General features: G+C 69.6%; 21 protein-coding genes. 4 read left to right on the forward strand and 17 right to left on the reverse strand.

Annotation, left to right across the window (positions count from 1 at the left end; genetic code table 11):
* Positions 1–3: 3 nt before the first annotated feature.
* The 17 genes from RIE08_13475 to RIE08_13555 all read right to left on the reverse strand — a co-directional run bounded on the left by RIE08_13475 (position 4) and on the right by RIE08_13555 (position 17,346).
* Positions 4–1,176, reverse strand: a complete 1,173-nt coding sequence (locus RIE08_13475) for a VWA domain-containing protein (GenBank protein MEQ8718616.1) — start codon at positions 1,174–1,176, stop codon at positions 4–6.
* Between the two features lie 57 nt (positions 1,177–1,233).
* On the reverse strand, positions 1,234–2,118 hold the full coding sequence (locus RIE08_13480) for a MoxR family ATPase (GenBank protein ID MEQ8718617.1): 885 nt from the start codon (positions 2,116–2,118) through the stop codon (positions 1,234–1,236).
* Between the two features lie 88 nt (positions 2,119–2,206).
* The gene (locus RIE08_13485; protein MEQ8718618.1) at positions 2,207–3,022 is read right to left on the reverse strand and encodes an ABC transporter permease; all 816 of its coding nucleotides are present in this window, start codon (positions 3,020–3,022) and stop codon (positions 2,207–2,209) included.
* Positions 3,019–3,798, reverse strand: a complete 780-nt coding sequence (locus RIE08_13490; protein MEQ8718619.1) for an ABC transporter permease — start codon at positions 3,796–3,798, stop codon at positions 3,019–3,021. Before RIE08_13490 ends, RIE08_13485 begins: the two co-directional genes overlap by 4 nt.
* A gap of 22 nt (positions 3,799–3,820) precedes the next feature.
* Positions 3,821–4,762, reverse strand: a complete 942-nt coding sequence (locus tag RIE08_13495; GenBank protein MEQ8718620.1) for an ATP-binding cassette domain-containing protein — start codon at positions 4,760–4,762, stop codon at positions 3,821–3,823.
* Positions 4,763–4,830: 68 nt separating this feature from the next.
* Positions 4,831–5,214 carry a septum formation initiator family protein gene (locus RIE08_13500; GenBank protein ID MEQ8718621.1) on the reverse strand — a complete coding sequence of 128 codons (384 nt, stop codon included), beginning with the start codon at positions 5,212–5,214 and terminating at the stop codon, positions 4,831–4,833.
* On the reverse strand, positions 5,211–6,494 hold the full coding sequence (gene eno, locus RIE08_13505; GenBank protein ID MEQ8718622.1) for a phosphopyruvate hydratase: 1,284 nt from the start codon (positions 6,492–6,494) through the stop codon (positions 5,211–5,213). Before eno ends, RIE08_13500 begins: the two co-directional genes overlap by 4 nt.
* 120 nt (positions 6,495–6,614) lie before the next feature.
* Positions 6,615–7,967: a MazG family protein gene (locus RIE08_13510; GenBank protein ID MEQ8718623.1), complete on the reverse strand. Its 1,353-nt coding sequence runs from the start codon at positions 7,965–7,967 to the stop codon at positions 6,615–6,617.
* A complete protein-coding gene (locus RIE08_13515; protein ID MEQ8718624.1) occupies positions 7,964–8,698 on the reverse strand; it encodes a hypothetical protein in 735 nt (244 codons plus the stop codon). The genes RIE08_13510 and RIE08_13515 overlap by 4 nt, the downstream gene beginning before the upstream one ends.
* A gap of 110 nt (positions 8,699–8,808) precedes the next feature.
* On the reverse strand, positions 8,809–9,243 hold the full coding sequence (locus tag RIE08_13520) for a hypothetical protein (protein MEQ8718625.1): 435 nt from the start codon (positions 9,241–9,243) through the stop codon (positions 8,809–8,811).
* A gap of 3 nt (positions 9,244–9,246) precedes the next feature.
* Positions 9,247–9,486: an AbrB/MazE/SpoVT family DNA-binding domain-containing protein gene (locus RIE08_13525; GenBank protein ID MEQ8718626.1), complete on the reverse strand. Its 240-nt coding sequence runs from the start codon at positions 9,484–9,486 to the stop codon at positions 9,247–9,249.
* A 125-nt stretch (positions 9,487–9,611) separates the two neighbouring features.
* Positions 9,612–10,358, reverse strand: a complete 747-nt coding sequence (locus tag RIE08_13530; protein ID MEQ8718627.1) for a hypothetical protein — start codon at positions 10,356–10,358, stop codon at positions 9,612–9,614.
* Positions 10,355–13,843, reverse strand: a complete 3,489-nt coding sequence (gene mfd, locus RIE08_13535) for a transcription-repair coupling factor (protein ID MEQ8718628.1) — start codon at positions 13,841–13,843, stop codon at positions 10,355–10,357. The genes RIE08_13530 and mfd overlap by 4 nt, the downstream gene beginning before the upstream one ends.
* Positions 13,840–14,448 (reverse strand): aminoacyl-tRNA hydrolase, encoded by a 609-nt coding sequence (gene pth, locus RIE08_13540; GenBank protein ID MEQ8718629.1) that lies wholly within the window; start codon positions 14,446–14,448, stop codon positions 13,840–13,842. Before pth ends, mfd begins: the two co-directional genes overlap by 4 nt.
* A gap of 35 nt (positions 14,449–14,483) precedes the next feature.
* Positions 14,484–15,164 (reverse strand): 50S ribosomal protein L25, encoded by a 681-nt coding sequence (locus tag RIE08_13545; protein MEQ8718630.1) that lies wholly within the window; start codon positions 15,162–15,164, stop codon positions 14,484–14,486.
* Positions 15,165–15,222: 58 nt separating this feature from the next.
* Positions 15,223–16,203 (reverse strand): ribose-phosphate diphosphokinase, encoded by a 981-nt coding sequence (locus RIE08_13550; protein MEQ8718631.1) that lies wholly within the window; start codon positions 16,201–16,203, stop codon positions 15,223–15,225.
* 30 nt (positions 16,204–16,233) lie between these two features.
* Entirely contained in the window at positions 16,234–17,346 is a 1,113-nt protein-coding gene (locus tag RIE08_13555; protein ID MEQ8718632.1) for an NTP transferase domain-containing protein, read from the reverse strand.
* Between the two features lie 90 nt (positions 17,347–17,436).
* On the opposite strand from RIE08_13555, the gene RIE08_13560 reads away from it, so the two are divergent.
* The 4 genes from RIE08_13560 to RIE08_13575 are packed head-to-tail and all read left to right on the forward strand — an operon-like array spanning position 17,437 to position 19,229.
* Positions 17,437–17,832 carry a 7-cyano-7-deazaguanine reductase gene (locus RIE08_13560; protein ID MEQ8718633.1) on the forward strand — a complete coding sequence of 132 codons (396 nt, stop codon included), beginning with the start codon at positions 17,437–17,439 and terminating at the stop codon, positions 17,830–17,832.
* 4 nt (positions 17,833–17,836) lie between these two features.
* On the forward strand, positions 17,837–18,640 hold the full coding sequence (locus RIE08_13565) for a TIM barrel protein (protein MEQ8718634.1): 804 nt from the start codon (positions 17,837–17,839) through the stop codon (positions 18,638–18,640).
* 27 nt (positions 18,641–18,667) lie between these two features.
* A complete protein-coding gene (locus tag RIE08_13570; GenBank protein ID MEQ8718635.1) occupies positions 18,668–18,889 on the forward strand; it encodes a CopG family transcriptional regulator in 222 nt (73 codons plus the stop codon).
* Positions 18,882–19,229 carry a type II toxin-antitoxin system VapC family toxin gene (locus RIE08_13575; GenBank protein ID MEQ8718636.1) on the forward strand — a complete coding sequence of 116 codons (348 nt, stop codon included), beginning with the start codon at positions 18,882–18,884 and terminating at the stop codon, positions 19,227–19,229. Before RIE08_13570 ends, RIE08_13575 begins: the two co-directional genes overlap by 8 nt.
* The last annotated feature ends 450 nt before the right edge of the window (positions 19,230–19,679 follow it).

Raw genomic sequence — 19,679 nt, forward strand, 5'->3', positions numbered from 1 at the left:
CTGTCATCGGCCGGCTCCGTGGTCGGTGCGTTCGATCACCCGGGCGAGCTCCGCCAACGAGTTCATCGAGTGGCCTTCTATGAAATCGTCAACATGGGGCAGGGCCGCCGCCATTCCCTGAGCGACCGGCGCGTAGCCCGGGGTCGCCTTCAGCGGGTTCACCCAGATGATGCGGTGCGCGCAACGCGCGAGGCGGGCCATCTGTTCGTCCATGATCTCGGGGGCGCCGCGGTCCCATCCGTCGGACAGGATGACCACGACGGCTCCCCGTGCCATCCCCCGCTGGCCCCACTCGTCGTTGAAGGCCCGCAGGGCGTCGCCGAGACGCGTCCCGCCCGACCAGTCCTCCACGGCGTCGGCCGCGGCGGTGAGTGCTTGATCCGGGTCCCGTGACGACAGCTCCCGGGTGAGCCGGGTGAGCCGGGTCCCGAGCGCGAACGCCTCCACCCGTCGCCGGCCGACGACAGCCACGTGCACGAAGCGGATCAGCGCCCGGGCGTAGGTCTCCATGGACCCGGAGACGTCGAGGAGCAGCACCAGGCGGCGTGGCCGGTCGCTGCGGTCGAAATGGTGCCAACGCACAGGTTCGCCGCCCGAGCGCAGGGCCTCGCGGACCGTCCGACGCACGTCGGGGCGCACGCCGCGTCGCCGGGTGGTCACGAGGCGACGTGCCGGACGCGTCTCACCGACGAGATGCATGCGGCTCATCAGCTCCAGGGCCTCGGCCAGTTCCTCGTCGGTGTACTCGGCGAAGTCCTTGGCGCTGAGGATCTCCGACGCGCTGTACCGCACGGTGATCGTCTCGCCCTCCTCCGAGCCCTCGTCGCCCTCGTCGGGTACGTCGTCGTCGAACGCCAGCGTGACGACGTCGGGCTCGGCCACAGCGACCTCGACGGGGGCCACGCCGAGCCAGTAGGTCCCGAACAGCTCGTCGTAGACCCCGATGTCGTTGGGCTTGGTGATCAGCGTCGCCCGTCCGGCCCAGTAGACGGCATCGGAGTCACCGAGCCCGAGTATCGCCAGCGCGTCGAGGTAGTTGATGGTCGAGCCGACGGGGATGTTGACGCCCTGTTCGCGGAGTAGATCCACGAACCGCTTCGCCATGCGGATGGGCACGGCCTTGTCCGGATCGGCGACACGCTCCGCCGCTGTCCGGAAGTCCGCTTCGAGCGTCACGGCGTCAACGGCCTGCGATCATCCGCGGCGGTGATGCCGAGCCGTCGTGGGAACAGATCATGCGAGGAACAGGTCCCGCAGGCCCTTCTCACGGACCCGTCGCTGGTCCTCGCGGTACTTGAGGACCGCACCGAGGCTGGCGTCGGCGAGATCGGGGTCGAGCGTCTCGGCGCCGAGGCGACCCAGGGCCTGGGCCCAGTCGATGCTCTCGGCCACGCCGGGTGGCTTGTAGAGACCCACCTCACGCAGGTTGGCCACCGCCTTCGCGACCTCCTCGATCAGCTTGTCGGGCACGCCGGTGGTACGGAGCCGGATGATCTCGACCTCGCGCTCGAAGTCGGGATGCTCCACCCAGTGGTAGAGGCAGCGACGCTTCAACGCGTCGTGCACGTCGCGGGTGCGGTTGGAGGTCACGACGACGATGGGTGGCTGGTCCGCCCGGTAGGTGCCGAGCTCGGGGATCGTGACGGAGTAGTCCGAGAGGACCTCGAGCAGGTAGGCCTCGAATTCGTCGTCGGCGCGATCCACCTCGTCGATCAAAAGGACGGGCGGCGGACCGTCGCCGTGGGCGATGGCCGCCAGGAGCGGGCGACGGACGAGGAACGTCTCGGAGTAGAGCTCGCCCTCGAGTTGGTCGGTGTCGAGCTCACGGGCGTGACCCGAGGCCTCGGCGGCCCGCAGGTGCAGCAGCTGGCGGGAGTAGTCCCATTCGTACACGGCCTGGGAGACGTCGATGCCGTCGTAGCACTGGAGCCGGATGAGCTCTCCGCCGGTCCATGCAGCGAGCGTCTTGGCGACCTCGGTCTTGCCCACGCCGGGCTCGCCTTCGAGCAGCAGCGGGCGCTGCAGGCTGAGGGCGAGAAAGATCGCCGTGGAGAGTCCGACGTCGGCGAGGTAGCCGTTGTCGGCGAGCGCGGTCTGGACGTCTTGGACGGTTTCCATCGAGCCCGAGGCTAGAGGGCCAGGCGGCCCGATCGTGAATCGACGCGCGCAGGGCGCATGACCCGTCGATGGCCCGGACGGGCGTTCTTCAGCTCACCCGTCGGAGCGTGAACCATGCCGTGGTCCCGAACGCGACCACGAGGCCGGCGATGGCCACGAGCCCCGGCCAGGTCGTCGACCAGGCGACGTCACCGAGCATCCCCTGGCGGGCCATCCGCAAGATGTTGGTCACCGGATTCAGCCGGGCGACCGTGTGGAGCCACCCGTCCATCACGGCCAGGGGGACCTGACCGATGGACAGGAAGGTCGAGATGACGATGGTCATCTGCACGACGGCGAGCGCCTTCATGGACTTCAACCGGTAGACGAGCGTCAGCCCGAGCAGGGACATGACCACGGCGAGCCCGATGCCGCCGATCCACATCATCGCCATGCCGGCGACGCCACCCCGGAAGTCCACGCCGAGGAGATATCCGAGGGGGATGACAAGTGTGAGCGGAATCAGCGAACGGGCGACCGCGTAGGACACGGCACCGGCGAGCACGACCACCCGCGACACAGGCGCGAGCAGGAGCCGGTCGAAGAAGCCGTCCTGCATGTCCTGGGCGGCCATCGCCGATGCCCCGACACCGGCGAACGCGCCACCCTGTAGCGCCGCCCAGGGGAGCACCCACGCCGTCACGTCGATGTCGCCATAGCCGGGAAGTTCAGCGACCGCCTCGAAGGAGTTGCCGAAGGTGATGACGAAGAACAGCGGCGTCACGATGACCGGCACCATCAGCGACGGGCGCCGACGCATCCGGATGAGACCCCGCACCCCGAGCGCGACCGTCGGAGCCCACAACGCTCGCAGGGCCTGCACCGACGACGGACCCGGCGCCCTGATGCGGGCCGGGGCGGTCACGAGGTCTCCCTGAGGCGGTACCGCAGGGCGGCGAGAGCGACTCCGATACCCGCCGCGGTCATGGCGAGGCCCACTCCCAGCATCATCGCGAGATCGCTCCCGTCCATGCCGTCGAGCACGAGGCGGCGCGTGGGATCGATGAGGAAGGTCACGGGGTTGCGCTCCGCGAGCCAGCGGTACCACCCCGACATCGCCTCGGTCGGAAAGAAGGCCGACGAGATGAACAGACCGATGAACGTCACCGGGAACAGCGACTGCACCGACTCCTGGTTGCCCGTCCAGAAGGCGAGCGCGGACGCAATCGCTCCGATGGACAGCGCAAGCATGACCGCCGCGGCGGCGACCGCCGGCACGACCGCCGCCGAGATGTCCGCACCGAAGGCGACGAAGACGCCCATGAGCACGAGCGCCTGGAGAACGGCGAGCACGGCGGAACCGGCGAGGCGCCCGATGAGGATCGAAACCGGCCGCACCGGCGAGGCGAGGAGACGCTCGAAGAAGCCGTCCTCGAGGTCGATCGCGAGGTCCGACGCGCCGTTCGTCGCGGCGAACGTGACGCCCTGCAGGACCGAGGCCGGCAGGAGGAACTCGAGGAACGAGTCCACGTCGCCGAAACCCTCGAGGTTCACCGCGTCACCGAACTGGGCGGTGTAGACGGCCGCGAGGACGAGCGGAAAGATCGTCGACGGGAGCCAGTTCTGCGGCTGGCGTGCGGTCGCCTTGAGCGAACGCACACTCAGCGCCACCACGGGGAGCTCGACGGGATCGCGTCTCACGGTCGGCCCGGCCACATCCGGCTCACTCCCCCGGCTCGGCGCCCTCGAGGCGCCGACCGGTCGCCTCGGCGAACACGTCGTCGAGGCTCGGCTCGTCGAGCTCGAGGTGGTGCAGGACGACCCCGGCCTCGTCAAGAGCGCGGACGACCTCGGACATCCCGGCCGTGCCGGACGCGAGACCGATGGCGACCCGACCGCGGCGCGCGGGCCGCTGCTCGCCGAAACGACTCATGACCTCCAGCGCGCGGTCCACGTCGTCGGTCTCGATCCGCAAGGTGGGCGCTCCGACCGCCTTCTTCAGCGCGGCCGGAGTTCCCTGCTCGACGATCCTGCCGCCGTCGATGATGGCGACCCGCTCGGCCAGTTCGTCGGCCTCCTCGAGGTACTGCGTGGTCAGGAACACCGCGGTTCCGTTCTCGGCGTTGAGGGTACGGATCTCGTCCCACAGCGTGAGCCGTGAGGTCGGGTCGAGCCCGGTGGTCGGCTCGTCGAGGAAGAGGACGGCCGGTTCGTGCACGAGAGCGAGCGCCAGATCGAGGCGGCGGCGCATGCCACCCGAGTAGGTGCCGACGCGGCGGTCCCCGGCAGCGACGAGCCCCACCCGCTCGAGCAGTTCCCCGCCGCGTTGGCGGGCGCTGCGGCGGGCGATCCCGTGCAGGACCGCCTGGAGATGCAGAAGCTCGCGGCCGGTCATCAGCGGGTCGATGGCGGCGTCCTGGAGCGCGACTCCGATGCGACGACGCACGAGCGCCGCCTCGGTCACCACGTCGTGGCCGGCAACCGTCGCCGTGCCGCCGGTGGGACGCAGCAGCGTCGTCAACATGCGGACGGTGGTGGACTTGCCGGCGCCGTTGGGGCCCAGGAACCCGAAGATCTCACCGTCGGCCACGTGGAGGTCCACGCCGTCCACGGCGACGACGTCGCCGAAGCGGCGGACCAGTCCGGTGGCCTCGATCGGATGCACCGACCGAGTCTGCCCGGTGTCGACGACAGTGCGACGTGATGGGTGTCCGTTGTCCCCGGGATCCGGGCTCAGGACGTGAGCGCGTCGCCGAGGATCGTGAAGGGCCAGGTGCCCGGAACCGAGATCGGCGCCGGGGGCGACGGAAGCAGGGCGTAGGCTTCCTCGCCCGGGTACACGAGGCTGAGGTCGCGCCGGGCGATCCGCTCGATCTCGGCATCGGTCTGGAGCCGTGCGATGTCGGTCGTGAGCATGCTGTTCGCCTCGGTCAGTTCTTCGATCTCGGCTTCGAGCGCGGCGGCCTCGGACCGCTGGTCCAACCAGGTGCGCGTCGGGAAGACCGCGTAGAAGAGGACCGCCAGGACGGTGGCGACGGCCAACAGCGGCCAGATCGCCCGCCGCCAGCTGATGCTGCTGCGGCGCGGCTTCGCCTCGTCGGTGTCGCTCTCCGTCACGGCCGACCACCGGCGAGTGCCCTGCGACCGCGGAAGGCCGCCGACTCGGCGAGGCCCTCCTCGATGCGCAGGAGCTGGTTGTACTTGGCGACCCGATCCGAACGGGCGGGGGCGCCGGTCTTGATCTGGCCGCAGTTGGTGGCGACGGCGAGATCGGCGATCGTCGTGTCCTCGGTCTCACCGGAGCGGTGCGACAACACCGACGTGTAGCCGTTGCGGGTGGCGAGCTCGACAGCCTCGAGGGTCTCGGTGAGCGTGCCGATCTGGTTCACCTTGACGAGGATCGAGTTGGCGACGCCGGCTTCGATCCCGCGTCCCAGGCGCGTGACGTTCGTGACGAACAGATCGTCGCCGACGAGTTGGACCCGGTCGCCGAGCGCCGCTGTCATCTCGGCCCAGCCGTCCCAGTCGTCCTCGTCGAGGCCGTCCTCGACCGACACGATCGGGTACCTGTCGCACAGGTCTACGAGGTAGGAGGTCATCTCCGAGGGCGACAGCGTCCGACCCTCGCCGGCGAGCGTGTAGACCCCGTCGCTGTGGAACTCGGTGGCGGCGACGTCGAGTGCGAGGGCGATGTCGGTACCCGGGGTGAAGCCCGCCTGTTCGATGGCGGCGACGAGCAACTGCACCGCTTCCTCGTTGGAACCCAGGTTGGGGGCGAAACCGCCTTCGTCGCCGATGGCCGTCGAGAGCCCCCGCTCGGCGAGGACGCCCTTGAGGACGTGGTAGGTCTCGGTCCCCCACCGCAGAGCCTCGGAGAACGACGCCGCGCCGACGGGCATCAACATGAACTCCTGGATGTCCACGTTGTTGTCGGCGTGCTCGCCACCGTTGAGCACGTTCATCATCGGCACCGGCAGGACGTGGGCGTTGGTGCCGCCGACCCAGCGGTACAGGGGCAGGCCGAAGTGGTCCGCGGCGGCACGGGCCACCGCGAGCGACACGCCCAACATGGCGTTCGCACCGAGGCGGGACTTGTTCTCCGTGCCGTCGAGGGTGAGAAGGATGTCGTCCACGAGACGCTGTTCGACGACGTCGAGGCCCTCGAGCGCGTCGGCGATCTCCTCGTTTACGTTCCCGACAGCGGTGGTGACGCCTTTGCCGTTCCAGGTGTCACCACCGTCGCGGAGCTCCACCGCCTCGAAGGCGCCGGTGGACGCACCCGAGGGGACCAGGGCGCGGCCGATGGCCCCGGAATCGCAGTGGACCTCGACCTCCACAGTGGGGTTGCCACGGGAGTCGAGGACCTGACGGGCGTGGACGTGGACGATCGTGCTCACGGTGCTGGTGTTGCTCCTGTGGAGATTGACGCTAAACGTTACCGCAGTGGTTCCGGTTGGGGAATGAGGTTCGCGTTGTGGCCGCCAGGGGCGGTTTCGTCGCCGCCGGAGGCGGTCCCGTCACAGCTGCGATGCAGCCTCCGACGACGCCTCCCGTTCGCGGGCCTCGGAGCGGAGCCGGTCGGCCGCGGTCCGCAGGGCGGACTCGGGGTCCACGTCGACGAGGCGAGCGAGAGCGACGGCCGCCACGAGCACCTCGCCGAGCGCCGTCTCGTCGGGCACGGCCGCGAGCGACTTCACGGCTCCCCGCAGCCGCGTGAGGGCACCGGTGGGATCGGCCGGCACGAGTTCGGGAGCCACGCCGACGGCCTTCTTGAGGATCTTCGTCGTGTAGAGCAGGGCCGGCAGAGCCCCGGGCACCCCGTCGAAGACGGACTCGCGGCCCTTCTCGGACTTCTTGAGCTGTTCCCAGTTGGCGAACACCGTGTCGACGTCGGGAGCGTCCACACCACCGAAGACATGGGGATGGCGGGTGTACAGCTTGTGGTGGATCCCCCGGGCCACGTCGGCCACGTCGAACTGGCCCTCCTCGGTGGCGAGTTCGGCGTGGAAGAAGACCTGGTAGAGGAGGTCGCCCAACTCCTCCTCGAGGTGTCCGTAGGTGAGCGGCTCCTCGGCGTCGACGGCGTCGATCGCCTCGAGGACCTCGTAGGTCTCCTCGAGGAGGTGGTGGCGAAGCGAGAGGTGGGTCTGTTCGCGATCCCAGGGGCATTCGGCCCGCAGGGTGGTCACGAGGTCCGCCAGGCCCGCGAACGCCGCTCCCACCGGTTCGGTGACGGAGGGCAGCCACACGGCGGTGAGGTGGTCCGGTTCGATGGAGCGATCCAGTTCGGCGATGGTGGTCTCGATGATCTGCTCGTCGGGGAGGCCGAGGTGGTGCAGGATCACCGCCGGCGTGTCGTCGGCGTCGAGGGAGAGCTTCAGGTTCGACATCACCGGGCGGGAATGCGTGTGGGCCACGAGCAGCGCGCCAGCGGCGCCGGCGACGGAGCGGGCGGCCACATGGGCGTCGACGAGACGGACCCCGCGCTCGATGGGATCCACGCCGAGCCGCGCCCATGCGAGATCGAGGAAGGACATGGCTGGCAGGACGCGCGTCTCGACGCGCTCGTCGGCGGTCAGCAGATCGACGGAGCGTTCCAGTACCCGGGGCGAACCCGGCACGGCGTAGAGGATCTCGCCGTGCTCGGCTGCGGCTGCGACGAGTCGCTCGACGATCTCCCGGTAGACGTCGTCGAAGGTCGCCTCGCTCTCGTAGACGTCGTCGAAGGTGGTGACGTCGCCCATGACCCCGGCCGACGGATGGACCGCCGTGCGCAGGTAGCGGTGCTCGTGGGCCGCGATGGCGTCGCCCGTCTGAGCCGTCACGAGACCGGCGCCGGCGGGCCCGATCCCGCAGACGGTGACGATCACCCGGCGGCGGGAGTGAAGCCCGGCGGGAACCCGACCGACGCGCCCCTCGGGAAGATCGCGAGCTGGAACGGGATCCACTCGCCGTAGCGGGGATCCAGGTCGACGTCGGTCTCGAGGGATGCGAAGAGGACAGCGACACTGCCCGGCCCGTTCGCGATGGCCGCCTCGACCTGCTGGAGGAGAACGGGATCGTCGGGTCCCGGGGCGCCGGCGGCCTCGGCCAGCAGGGCGAGTTCGGCTTCGGTGGGTTCGAAGAAACCGACCGATGCGTTCAGGATCTCCTGGTCCACGAAGAAGTCCCGCAGGACCTTCCCGAGCCCCGTCTCGAGCTCGTCGTCGAGTCCGAAGTTGGCCAGGAACGCACCGTCGATGCCCGCGCCGATCTCCGCGCGGAGGTCGTCGCCGATCTGGGCGTTGCGGGCCTCGAAGGCGACGTCGATGACCTCGGACGCCGCGTACAGCTCGAGAATCCCCCCGATGAGGTCGGCGGACTCGGAGCCGGCAAGGTCCGTCGCGGGCGTCCCGATGAAGGGGAGGCCGGCACCGCCGCCGCCCCGCTCCGCGACGAAGACGTCCTGGAGTTCACGGGCCTCGGCGACGAGACCGTCGAGGTCGTCACGGGTTATCTCGGTCGAACCGACCTCGAGGGCCGGGTCCAGGTCGGACGCACAGGCCGACGCGACGAGTCCCAGCGTGAGGAGGATGGCGAGGAACAGACTCAGGCGACGCACCCGGGTGAGGCTAACGGACGCCGCCGCGGCTGCGCAGCCGAGATGGCTCTCCCCACCCCGTCGCGCAGCTTGGACCCATGATCCGTCAGGATCACCCCGTGGAGCGCCCGTCACACATCGACGATGCGCCAGGCCACGGATTCGGCATCCAGGACCCCGGGCAGGACTCCGTCGGCCGCACGCGGGGACAACCACACCGTGGCACCGAGCGAGAGCGCAGCGCCGGCGGCTTCGAGGTTCAACACGTTGAGCTTCGGGTGACGCTCAGCCAGTTCCGCCATGACCGGTACCGTCGAGCGCGGATCAGGCAGGGAGATGTCGGGCCGCAGCTCGAGGAGGCTGCGGATCGCCGCAGCCTGACGAGCCGGGTCGAGCTGAGTGAACGGACCCGAGAGCGCACCGCCGGCGCCGGCCACGGCGGCGCGACACGCGCGGTGGTACCAGTACGTGGTGGTCGACAGGTGGAGATCGGGTTCGCCGAGCCCGGCAAGCAGCTCGCGAATGAGTAGCCGATCGTCGATCAGGACCGGTGGCGAGTCCGCCACGGTCTACTGGTCGGCGAGATCCGGATCGCCGAGCGAGGCCACAGCGTCGTCGTAGCGATCGTCGAGGACCCGGAGCAGCTCGCGCTTCGCGTCGTCGATTCCTCCCGGGATGATCAGTGCTGCGTCGCCGAGATCGATTATCCCGACCTCACCGCCGTCGTCGATACCCCAGCGGTGGCGCAGCTGCGCCGGGAGGTTGGTCTGGCCGCGATGGGAAACCCTCGTCGTCGTCACTGCCGGCATCTCTGCATTGTAACCGCGGTCGGCTTACAATGCAGCGTCGGGCTGAGCTCCGGACTTCACGTGGCGGCGGCTGCGGGTGCAACGACTCCGACGGGACATCGGCCGTCGGCAGGTCGGCCCGGAGGTCAGCGCAGATCCGGTTCGCCGTCGGCGGTGTTCGGCCACTCCCACGTCACGAGCACCCACCCATGGTCGCGATGCAGGTCGTCGGTCAGGTCCGCGAGGGCTTCGATCGCCCACTCCAGGGACTTCTCCGGCGTGGTCACCTCGAAGCTGGCCCAGGGAATCTCGACAGGCACGATCGGGTCGGCACCGTCCCATCTGTCACTGCGGAGGTCGAGGCCGAGGATCACTCCTCCCTGCCCGGTGATCTCGGAAACCGCGTGCCTCGCCCAATAGCGCGGCCACATGACCTCGTCGCCGGGGAGCACCCAAACCCGCTCACGTGCACGTTTGGAAAGGCGACGGACACGCTGGTGATGGAAGTTCCTCCGATTCCTGTCGTGGTTCGCCTCGATGCGGCGCCGCGACTCCGCTCGGTATGCGACTGGGTCCTCGTCGTAGGCCTGCAGCTGCTGGAGCCACGCTTCGAGTTCGTCCTTGATGTAGGACATCGGGTGGTAGTAGGGCCGATGTTCTCCATGATCGCCGTGGCGGATCAGCCTCCGGTTGCCGGCGGGGTGTGTCATGTCGAACCCGTGGAGCGTTGTCAGAACCCCCTCCACGATCCACTCCACGCGCCCCTCCGGAACGCTTTCCTCGACCCAGGGTCTGACCCAGGAGTGGATCTCCTCCCTGCTCATTTCACCCGCGATGACGGCACGCCAGCGGCGCTCGACCTCGTCACGGGTGGGCGGTTGGAGATCGCTCACGTTGCAGCGGTAGCGGGCGCAGTGTCCGCTTCGACCTCGGGGCCCGGCTCGGGGGGCGGGACGAGCTCGCGCAGAGCGTTGATCACCTCGTCGACGACGTCGCCCTTGCGGGCGATCGGCAACTGGAGCTCGCGGGGGCCCTCCTTGTACGTGGCCTTGGGCCACTGCCGCTGCAGGCGGATCTTCTTCGACTCCTTGAGAGCCAACGGCGAGATCTTGGCGATGTGCTTCGGCCCGCCGAACCCGGGACCGGGTAGCACCGCCACATCGGTGACGCCGGTCCGCAGGCACTCGGCGCGCAGCCGTGCGACGGCCAACAGGGCCTCTGCCTCGGGCGGCGGCGGGCCGTAGCGGTCCGCCCACTCCGCGGCCACGTCGTCGACCTGATCCGCGGTCGTCACCTGCGACAGGCGCCGGTAGGCCCCGAGACGCATCGACTCCGACGGGACGTAGGCCGCGGGAAGGTGCGCGTCCACCGGCAGCTCGATGCGGATCTCGACGGGCTCGGCCACCTCCTCTCCCTTCAACTCGGCGACCGCCTCGGTCACCAGTTGGCAGTAGAGGTCGTAGCCGACGGCTGCGATGTGGCCGGACTGGCCGGTACCCAGCAGGTTTCCCGCGCCGCGGATCTCGAGGTCCCGCATCGCGATCTTGAAACCGGACCCGAGCTCGGTGGCCTCACCGATCGTCTTGAGCCGTTCGTACGCCTCTTCTGACAGCACCTTGTCGGGCGGCGTGAACAGGTACGCGTAGGCCCGCACGCCGGCCCTACCCACCCGGCCGCGCAACTGGTGGAGCTGACCGAGGCCCAACATGTCGGCCCTGTCCACGACGAGCGTGTTCACGGTGGGCATGTCGATGCCGGATTCGATGATCGTCGTGCAGACGAGCACGTCGAACTCGCCCTCCCAGAAGTCGAGCACGACCCGCTCCAGGGCGACCTCGTCCATCTGGCCGTGCGCCACAGCGGTGCGCGCCTCGGGGACCAGGTCACGGATCCGGGCGGCGACGTGTTCGATGTCCGCGATCCGGTTGTGGACGAAGAAGATCTGACCTTCGCGCAGGAGCTCACGTCGGATGGCCTCGGCGACAGCACGTTCGTCGTGCTCGCCGACGTAGGTGAGGATCGGCTGACGATCGGCGGGCGGCGTCTGGAGCAGCGTCAGGTCACGGATCCCCGTCAGGCTCATCTCGAGGGTCCGCGGGATCGGCGTGGCGGTCAGGGTGAGCACATCGACGTTGGCGCGCAGGTTCTTGATGGCCTCCTTGTGGGAGACGCCGAAGCGCTGCTCCTCGTCGACGATCAGCAGTCCGAGATCCTTGAACTTCACGTCGCCGGACAGGAGCCGGTGGGTACCGACGACCATGTCGACCGAACCGTCCTCGAGCCCGGCGAGCACCTTGCGCGTGTCGGCCGGTGGGACGAAACGCGAAAGAACCTCGACGCGCACCGGGAAGCCGGCGAAGCGCTCGCTGAGTGTCTGGTGGTGTTGCTGAGCGAGCAGCGTCGTCGGCACGAGCATCGCCACCTGCGCCCCGGACTGGATGGCCTTGAACGCACCCCGGATGGCGACCTCGGTCTTGCCGAAACCGACGTCGCCGCAGATCAGGCGGTCCATCGGAACGGTCCGCTCCATGTCGGCGGTGACCTCCTCGATGGCCGTCAGCTGATCGGGCGTCTCCTGGTACGGGAACGCCTGGGCGAGCTCGCGCTGCCACGGCGTGTCGGGCTCGAAGGCCCGGCCCGGCGAGGCGAGGCGGCGCTGATAGAGCACGACGAGCTCCTGGGCGACCTCGTGGACCGCCGAACGCACCCGGCTCTTGGCCTTCTGCCAGTCGCTGCCGCCCATCTTCGACAGCGTCGGCGTGTCGCCGCCGGTGTAGTGGCGGACGACGTCGATCTGGTCCGACGGGACGTAGAGGCGGTCATCGCCGCGGTACTGCAGGAGCAGATAGTCCCGCTCGACGCCGCCGATGGCCCGGGTGACCATCCCCTCGTAGCGGGCGATGCCGTGGGTCTCGTGCACGACGTACGCGCCGGGGGCGAGGTCGTCGATGGGACCCTGGGCGGCCCGGGGCCGAGGCACGGGACGACGGCGCGTGCGGCGGCGACCGACGAGTTCGGACTCGGCGAGCACCGCGACACCGACGTCGGGGAGCACACACCCACGCTCGAGCGGGGCGACGACGATACCCGAGCGGTCGAGGCTGTCGACGACATCGAGTTCCACCCCCTCGTCCGCGAGGAGTCTGCCGATGCGGGCCGCGGAGCCGGCACCGTCCGCGGCGACGGCGACCAGCGTCCCGTCCCCGACGAGACCGGCCACCTGGCGCACCGGACCACGCTCGGTCCCCGTCGGCGGGTCCCAACCGGCCACGTTGACGACGGGGATGTCGGGACCCTCGCTCAGGGTCGTCACCGACCACACGGGAGCGTCCGTCGTCGCCAGCAGCGACGTGAAGGGGACGTGCAGGTGGGGGAACGAGCGGGATTCGTCGTCGGACTCGGCGTCCCAGGTGCGCGCCAGCGTGTGGGCGAGATCCTCCTCCTCGGCGCGCAGTTCCTCGGCGCGGTCGCGGATCCGCGCCGGGTCGACGAGGACCACCAGGGCGTCAGCACCCACGTGGTCGAGGGCGATGTCGGCCGTCGCGTCGCCGTGCTCGTCGTCGACGAGCCACGGGAGCCAGGACTCCATGCCGTCGAACATCTCGCCGTCGGAGAGGCGCTCCCACTGCTCGCGACCCCACGGCTCACGGGCGACGAGGTCTGCCGCCCTGGCCCGGATCTCCGGCGACGGCACGACCTCACGACAGCCGAAGATGGTGACCTCGGACACGGGCGCGACCGAGCGCTGATCGCCGAGGGAGAAGGTGGTCAACCTGTCGACCTCGTCCCCCCAGAGATCGATACGCACGGGGGCGTCGGCCGTGGACGGAAACACGTCGACGATCGAACCGCGCACGGCGACGTCGCCCCGGTGCTCGATCTGGACGTCCCGGCGGTAGCCCATGTCCACGAGGCGCTCCACCAGGTCCGCCTGGTCGACGACGTCGCCGACACCGACGGTCACAGGCTCCGCATCGACGGCCCCGGGGGCCAGTCGCTGGAGCAGCGACCTGATGGGGGCGACGACGACCGAGGGGCCGTGGTCCGGATCGCGCAGATGCCAGAGGGTCTCGAGGCGGCGCCCCATCGTCTCGATCCCGGGGCTCACCCGCTCGAAGGGCAGGGTCTCCCAGGCCGGGAACAGTGCCGCCTCGCCGGGTCCGAGCAGCGCCTCGATGTCGCGGGCGAGCCGTTCGGCGATCGTGGTGGTCGACGTCGCCACCACCAGGGGCCGACGCTCGACGGTGCGGGCCAGTGATGCCAACACGAGGGCCTGGGCGTTCTCGGCGACGCCAAGGCGGGCCTCGCGCGAGCCCAGCACTGCGACGATCGCCGGGTCGGTCGCGACCCTGGCGAGGAGGGGGTCGAAGGCGCTCAATTGAACCGGTTCATCGCAGCGTCGACGCCGTCGGTGAGGATGACCTCCACGGCGTCGGCGGCCCGCTCGACCACCTCGTCGAGGGTCGCCCGGTCCGCCTTCCCAGGTCGACGCAGGACCCAGTCGGCGCCGTTCATCGTCCCGGGGGGCTTGTCGACGCCGATGCGCACACGCACGAACTCCGTGGTCTTGAGGTGGTCCCGGATCGACTTGAGTCCGTTGTTGCCGGCCAGCCCACCCCCGACCTTCACCTTCAGGCGCCCGGTCTCGAGGTCCAGTTCATCGTGGACGACGACGAGCCTCGTCAGGTCCTCGATGCCGTGGCGGCGAACGAGGGCCCGCGCCGACTCGCCGGCCCGGTTGTAGAAGGTCTGGGGGAAGGCGAGCGCGAGTCGCTGTCCACCGACCCTGACCTCGTCGGCCAGCGCGGCCTCCTTCGAGGAACGCAGCCGTCCGCCGTGACGCTCCGCGAGCAGATCCACGACCTCGGCCCCGACGTTGTGTCGGGTCCCCGCGTAGTCGTCGCCCGGATTCCCCAGGCCCACGACCAACAGGTCGGCGGGCGTGCCTGTGCGCTCGCCCTTACGGCGGCGGCGCAACGGCATCAGGGTCGGGGATCCGGGGGGTGGTGACAGCCGGGTCAGTCGTCGGAGGCGTCGTCGCCACCGTCGGCGTCGTCGCCATCAGCGTCGGCGTCACCGCCTTCGCCAGCTTCTTCGGCCGCTTCGGCCTCGGCGGCGGCTTCGGCAGCCTCGGCTTCGATCGTGGAACGCGGGATGAGCGCCGACAGGACGCTCGTCTCGGGCTCGTTGATCGGCTCACTACCGGCTGGGAACGACAGGTCGGCGACCGAGCGCGACGACCCGATCTCGAGTTCTGAGATGTCGAGGTCGATCTCGTTGGGGATGTTGGTCACGGGTGCGGACACGAGGACGGTGAACAGGGTCTGATCGACCACGCCACCTTCCTGGGTGACCTTTTCGGCCTCGCCGACGAGGACGATGCGGACTTCGACCTCGACACGCTGGTTGGCGTCCACCCGCATGAAGTCCACGTGGAGGACCTCGTCGCGGACCGGGTCGCGCTGCAGGTCCTTGACGATCGACAGGTGCTGCTCGCCGGAGACCATCAATTCGATCACCGCGTTGAGACCGGCATCGCCGGTGAGAGCGGAGCGCAGGTCGGAGAAGTCCACGGAGATCGACGCCGGGTCGGCGTCGAGGCCGTACACCACCCCGGGCACGCGGCCGGCGTTGCGCAGCTTGCGCACGGCACGCGACCCCGACTGGCGGGTCTCAGCTTCCAGAACGACGTTGGCCATCGGTTTCACCTCGTAAGCGTCAGCTCTCGACCGAGAGCGACGCACGAGTGTACCGGCCTCAGGAGAGGTTCTTGCCGCCGAAGATCTTGGAGACCGAGGTGTCCTCGAAGACGGCGTCGATCGCGGCCGCGACGATCCCCGCGACGGACACGACCTCGATCTTGTCGATGTGCTTGTCGGCAGGCAACGGGACCGTGTCGGTGATGATGACCTTGTCGATCACGGAGTTCTTGATGCGGTCGATCGCCGGCCCCGACAGGAGTCCGTGGGTGGTCGCAGCGTGGACCGCCGAGGCACCACGCTCGGCGAGCTGTTCGGCGGCGGCGACGATGGTCCCGCCCGTGTCGATCATGTCGTCGATGAGCACGCAGGTGCGGCCGTCGACCTCACCGACGACCTCCTTGGCCTCGACGACGTTCTTCTCGCCGGAGATCCGTCGCTTGTGCACGATGGCGAGATCGGCGCCGAGCTCGATCGCGTAGCGCTCGGCCACCTTCACGCGGCCGGCGTCCGGCGAGACGACGACGAGATCTCCTCCGAGAGCCTTCATCGCCTCACACAGAACGGGCATCGCCGTCAGGTGGTCCCAGGGCCCGTCGAAGAACCCCTGGATCTGACCCGAGTGCAGGTCGACCGAGATGAGCCGGTCGGCCCCGGCCAAGCGGAAGGCATCGGCCACGAGCTTGGCCGAGATCGGTTCACGGCCGTGGGACTTGCGGTCCTGGCGCGCGTACCCGTAGAGCGGGCAGACGGCGGTGATCCGCTTGGCCGACGCGCGCTCGGCGGCGTCCACCATGATCAGGTGCTCCATGATCGCGTCGTTGATGGAGTGGTCCTCCCACGACACGTGGCTCTGCACGATGAAGACGTCGGCGCCCCGCACGGAGTCGCCGAAGCGGCAGTGGATCTCGCCGTTGGCGAACTCGGCGAGGTTGGTCTCCCCCAGCGGGACGCCGAGATGCTCGGCTATCGAGGTGGCGAGGCCGAAGTTGGCGCGACCCGCCACGAGGTGAAGGCGCTTCTTGGTTACGAGCTCCATCGGATGTGTCGCCTCTGCTTTTCTCGCGGCTCAGTCTGCCGCGTCGCCCTCGGAGGAGAGCGCAGTGTAGAACGGCCCGGTCACGGCGTCCCCGGGGATCTGTGCGCCGGGTTCGAGAACCGCGTAGGGACCGACGGTGGCGCCCGGGCCGATCTCGGCGTCGCGCGCCGTCGTCGACGACACCCGTGCACCGGCACCGACCGCGCAGTCGACGAGCCGCACGTCCGGGCCGATCTCGGTTCCCTCACCAACGACGGTACGTCCCTGGAGCAACACGTTGGGGAACAACGTGACGTCGGGGGCGAGCTCCACGGTGGTGTCGAGGTACGTCGCGGACGGGTCGAGCATGGTCACTCCGGCACGCATCCAGGCGAGGTTGGTGCGTCGCCGCAGCGCTGCCTCGGCGGCCGCGAGTTGGATGCGGTCGTTGACCCCGGCTGTCTCGGCGGCGTCGGCCACGCTGATCGCCTCGACCTGGTTGCCGGTGTCCGCGAGGACCGCCACGGCGTCGGTCAGGTACAGCTCGCCCTGTGCGTTCTCGGGCGAGATGCGTCGCAGGGCCGGCGCCAGGAAGCCCCGCTTGAAGCAGTAGATGGACGTGTTGACCTCGTCGATGGCGAGCTCGGTGGGCGAGCCGTCGGACTGCTCCACGATCCTCACCACGCGGTCGTCACGGCCCCGCACGATCCGGCCGTATCCCGTCGGGTCGTCCAGGCGCGCTGTGAGAACGGTGCATGCGGCCCCCGTCTCGCGGTGGTGCTCGAGGAGGTTCGCGATGGTCCCCGGCTCGAGCAGGGGGGTGTCGCCGGGCAGGACGATCACGTCGCCGGCTTCATCCTCGTCGTCGGTCGGCAGGACGCTGAGACCGACGGCGGCGGCATCGCCGGTGCCGCGCTGGTGGGCCTGCTCGACGAACTCGAGGGGGAGGCCGCCCGCCTCGGCGTGGAGCTTCTTGACCACACGCTCGGCGCCGGTACCGACGACGACCGACACGACCTCCACGTCGCACTGGGCCAGCGCGTCCAGCACGTACAGAACCATCGGCTTGCCACACAGCAGGTGCAGCGGCTTGGGTCGCGACGACTGCATCCGGGTGCCCTTGCCAGCAGCGAGCACGACAGCGAAGAGGCGACGGGAGCTCACAGCTCTCTTTCTACCGCGCGATCCCGGTCGCGCGGGTCACCCGTCCAGGCCGGGCAGGTGCGCGGGCCCCCGGGCTGCGAAGCTGTGGAGATGGACACACCCCACTACGACCTCGAGATGCTCGGCCGGCCACTGCGTGGTCCGGTGGATCGCGTCGAGACCTTCCCGTTGAGCGAGGCAGCCCTCGCGACCAACCCGAGCGTCACGTTCATGACCGACGAGTTGACCGCCGTGTGTCCCGTCACCGGCCAGCCCGACATCTACGAACTCGAGCTGACGTACCAGCCCGCGGGCGAGGCCGTGGAGTCGAAGTCCCTCAAGCACTGGCTGTGGGGCTTCCGTGACGAGTCGATCTTCGCGGAGGAACTCGCGCCGAGGATCGCAACGACGATCCACGAGGCCACCGGCGCCCGGTGGACGAGCGTGAGGCTCACCCAGAACATCCGCGGCGGGATCGTCACCGTCGTCGAAGCCACGGCGGGCTGAGGTCGTGGGCATCGGTCTGGTCGGTCTCGCGTCGGGGGTCATCGACCGTCGCGACGTTGTCGGCACCATCCGTGCCGCCGCCGAGGGCGGGTTCGACGCAGTCGGCATCTGGTTCGACCCCGCGTCGTGGTCGACGGCACGCGAGCGCGAGGTCGCGGCCGCCCTGGCCGACACCGGACTCGTGGCGCTCGACATGGAGGCTCTCTACATCGGCGGGCCCGACGGTCGATCCCACGACCACGGCGAGGCGATGGTCGACGCGGCCCTGGCCATCGGCGCGAGGAACGTTCTGTGCGTCGGTCCCGGTGTGGGGCCCGGCCCGTTCGCCGAACGCTTCGGAGAACTGGCGGACCGCGCCGCGGCGGGCTCCACCGACCGGGCACCGCTCACGTTGTCCGTCGAGCCGACGAAGCTGTTCTCGATCGCTCTGCTCACCGACGCAGTGGACGTCATGGAGCGCAGCGCCCGACCCAACACCGGGATCCTCCTCGACAACCTCCACATCTCCCGGATGGGCCTCGACCCGGCCGTCGGAGCGGAGCTGGACCAGGGGTGGATCCGCTATGCGCAGGTCTGCGACGCCCCGGCGCAACCTCGGGGCTGGTCGCCCACGGAACTGCGCGCCGACGCGGTGGACGACCGCTGCAACCTGGGCGAGGGCGACCTCGACGTCGTCGCCTTCGTGGGTTCCCTCCCACCCGACACGCCGTGCAACCTCGAGATCCTGTCGTCGGCACTGCGCGAGCTCGATCCGGTTCCACGGGCGAAGTCGGTGCGCGAGGCGTGCCGCCGCACACTCGGCGTCTGAGCCGTAGTGCGCTGTATGCTCTGATGTATGTCGGCGACGCGCACACAGATCTACCTGACCGACGAGCTGCGTGCGGCGATCGATCGTGTGGCAGAGGCCGAGGGCGTGACCATGGCCGAGGTCATCCGGCGGGCCGTGTCCGCCTACGTCGACGAGGTGACGCCGGATTCTGAACCGGCGCTCGCTGCGACCTTCGGCGCAGCCCCCGATGCCGAGATGCCCGATCGTGACAGCTGGGACCGTGGCTGACGTCCTGGTCGATACCGACGTCTTCGTGGACCACCTCCGCGGAGCGGCGGAGCTGAAACCGGGAGGGCACCGGATCCACTACTCGGTGATCACACGCGCCGAACTCTTCGCCGGCAACAGCGCAACGGATCTCGTCACGATCCTGTTGGCACCGTTCCGTGAGCTCCCGATCGGGAGGGCGATCGCCGAGCGGGCTGGCCGGATCCGTCGCGAGTCCGGAGTCCGGCTCCCCGACGCTCTGATCGCGGCCACGGCACTCGAAGGTGGCCTGTCGTTGTCGACCCGCAACCGCGGAGACTTCGAGAAGGTCCGAAGCCTGCGCTTCCGCTCTCTTCGCTGAAGACCACGTCCGGCGCCGGCGAGGCACGGGAAGCCACGACGACGTGCTTGCCTGCGGGTGGGCGACCGACGCCGGGCCGCAATGGAGCCCGTCCCCGAAGGGACGGGAGAGGACCTCCTGGCCGACCAACGCCGATCACGTCGAGTGGGCCGCAATGGAGCCCGTCCCCGAAGGGACGGGAGAGGTTCGGCGCGGGCCAGCGCCTTGTCCAGATCCGCCAGGCCGCAATGGAGCCCGTCCCCGAAGGGACGGGAGAGATGGCCTCGGCGCCGCGGAGTCCTGCGCTGGTGATGGTGCCGCAATGGAGCCCGTCCCCGAAGGGACGGGAGAGGCGTCCGACGAACGCCGCGAGATCGCCGACCGCGTCGGCCGCAATGGAGCCCGTCCCCGAAGGGACGGGAGAGGCTACGACCCCGACGGAGGCGCAGCATGACCACCGCCGCAATGGAG

This window comes from Acidimicrobiales bacterium (assembly GCA_040219085.1).
Taxonomy (GTDB): Bacteria; Actinomycetota; Acidimicrobiia; order Acidimicrobiales; family JAVJTC01; genus JAVJTC01.

What these genes read in the sequence shown, in the direction of transcription:
- RIE08_13480 (MEQ8718617.1), bottom strand. Translation starts at nt 2,118, where the DNA reads ATGGAAACCGTCCAAGACGTCCAGACCGCGCTCGCCGACAACGGCTAC.
- RIE08_13525 (MEQ8718626.1), bottom strand. Translation starts at nt 9,486, where the DNA reads ATGCCGGCAGTGACGACGACGAGGGTTTCCCATCGCGGCCAGACCAAC.
- pth (MEQ8718629.1), bottom strand. Translation starts at nt 14,448, where the DNA reads ATGCCGTTGCGCCGCCGCCGTAAGGGCGAGCGCACAGGCACGCCCGCC.
- RIE08_13545 (MEQ8718630.1), bottom strand. Translation starts at nt 15,164, where the DNA reads ATGGCCAACGTCGTTCTGGAAGCTGAGACCCGCCAGTCGGGGTCGCGT.
- RIE08_13550 (MEQ8718631.1), bottom strand. Translation starts at nt 16,203, where the DNA reads ATGGAGCTCGTAACCAAGAAGCGCCTTCACCTCGTGGCGGGTCGCGCC.
- RIE08_13560 (MEQ8718633.1), top strand. Translation starts at nt 17,437, where the DNA reads ATGGACACACCCCACTACGACCTCGAGATGCTCGGCCGGCCACTGCGT.
- RIE08_13570 (MEQ8718635.1), top strand. Translation starts at nt 18,668, where the DNA reads ATGTCGGCGACGCGCACACAGATCTACCTGACCGACGAGCTGCGTGCG.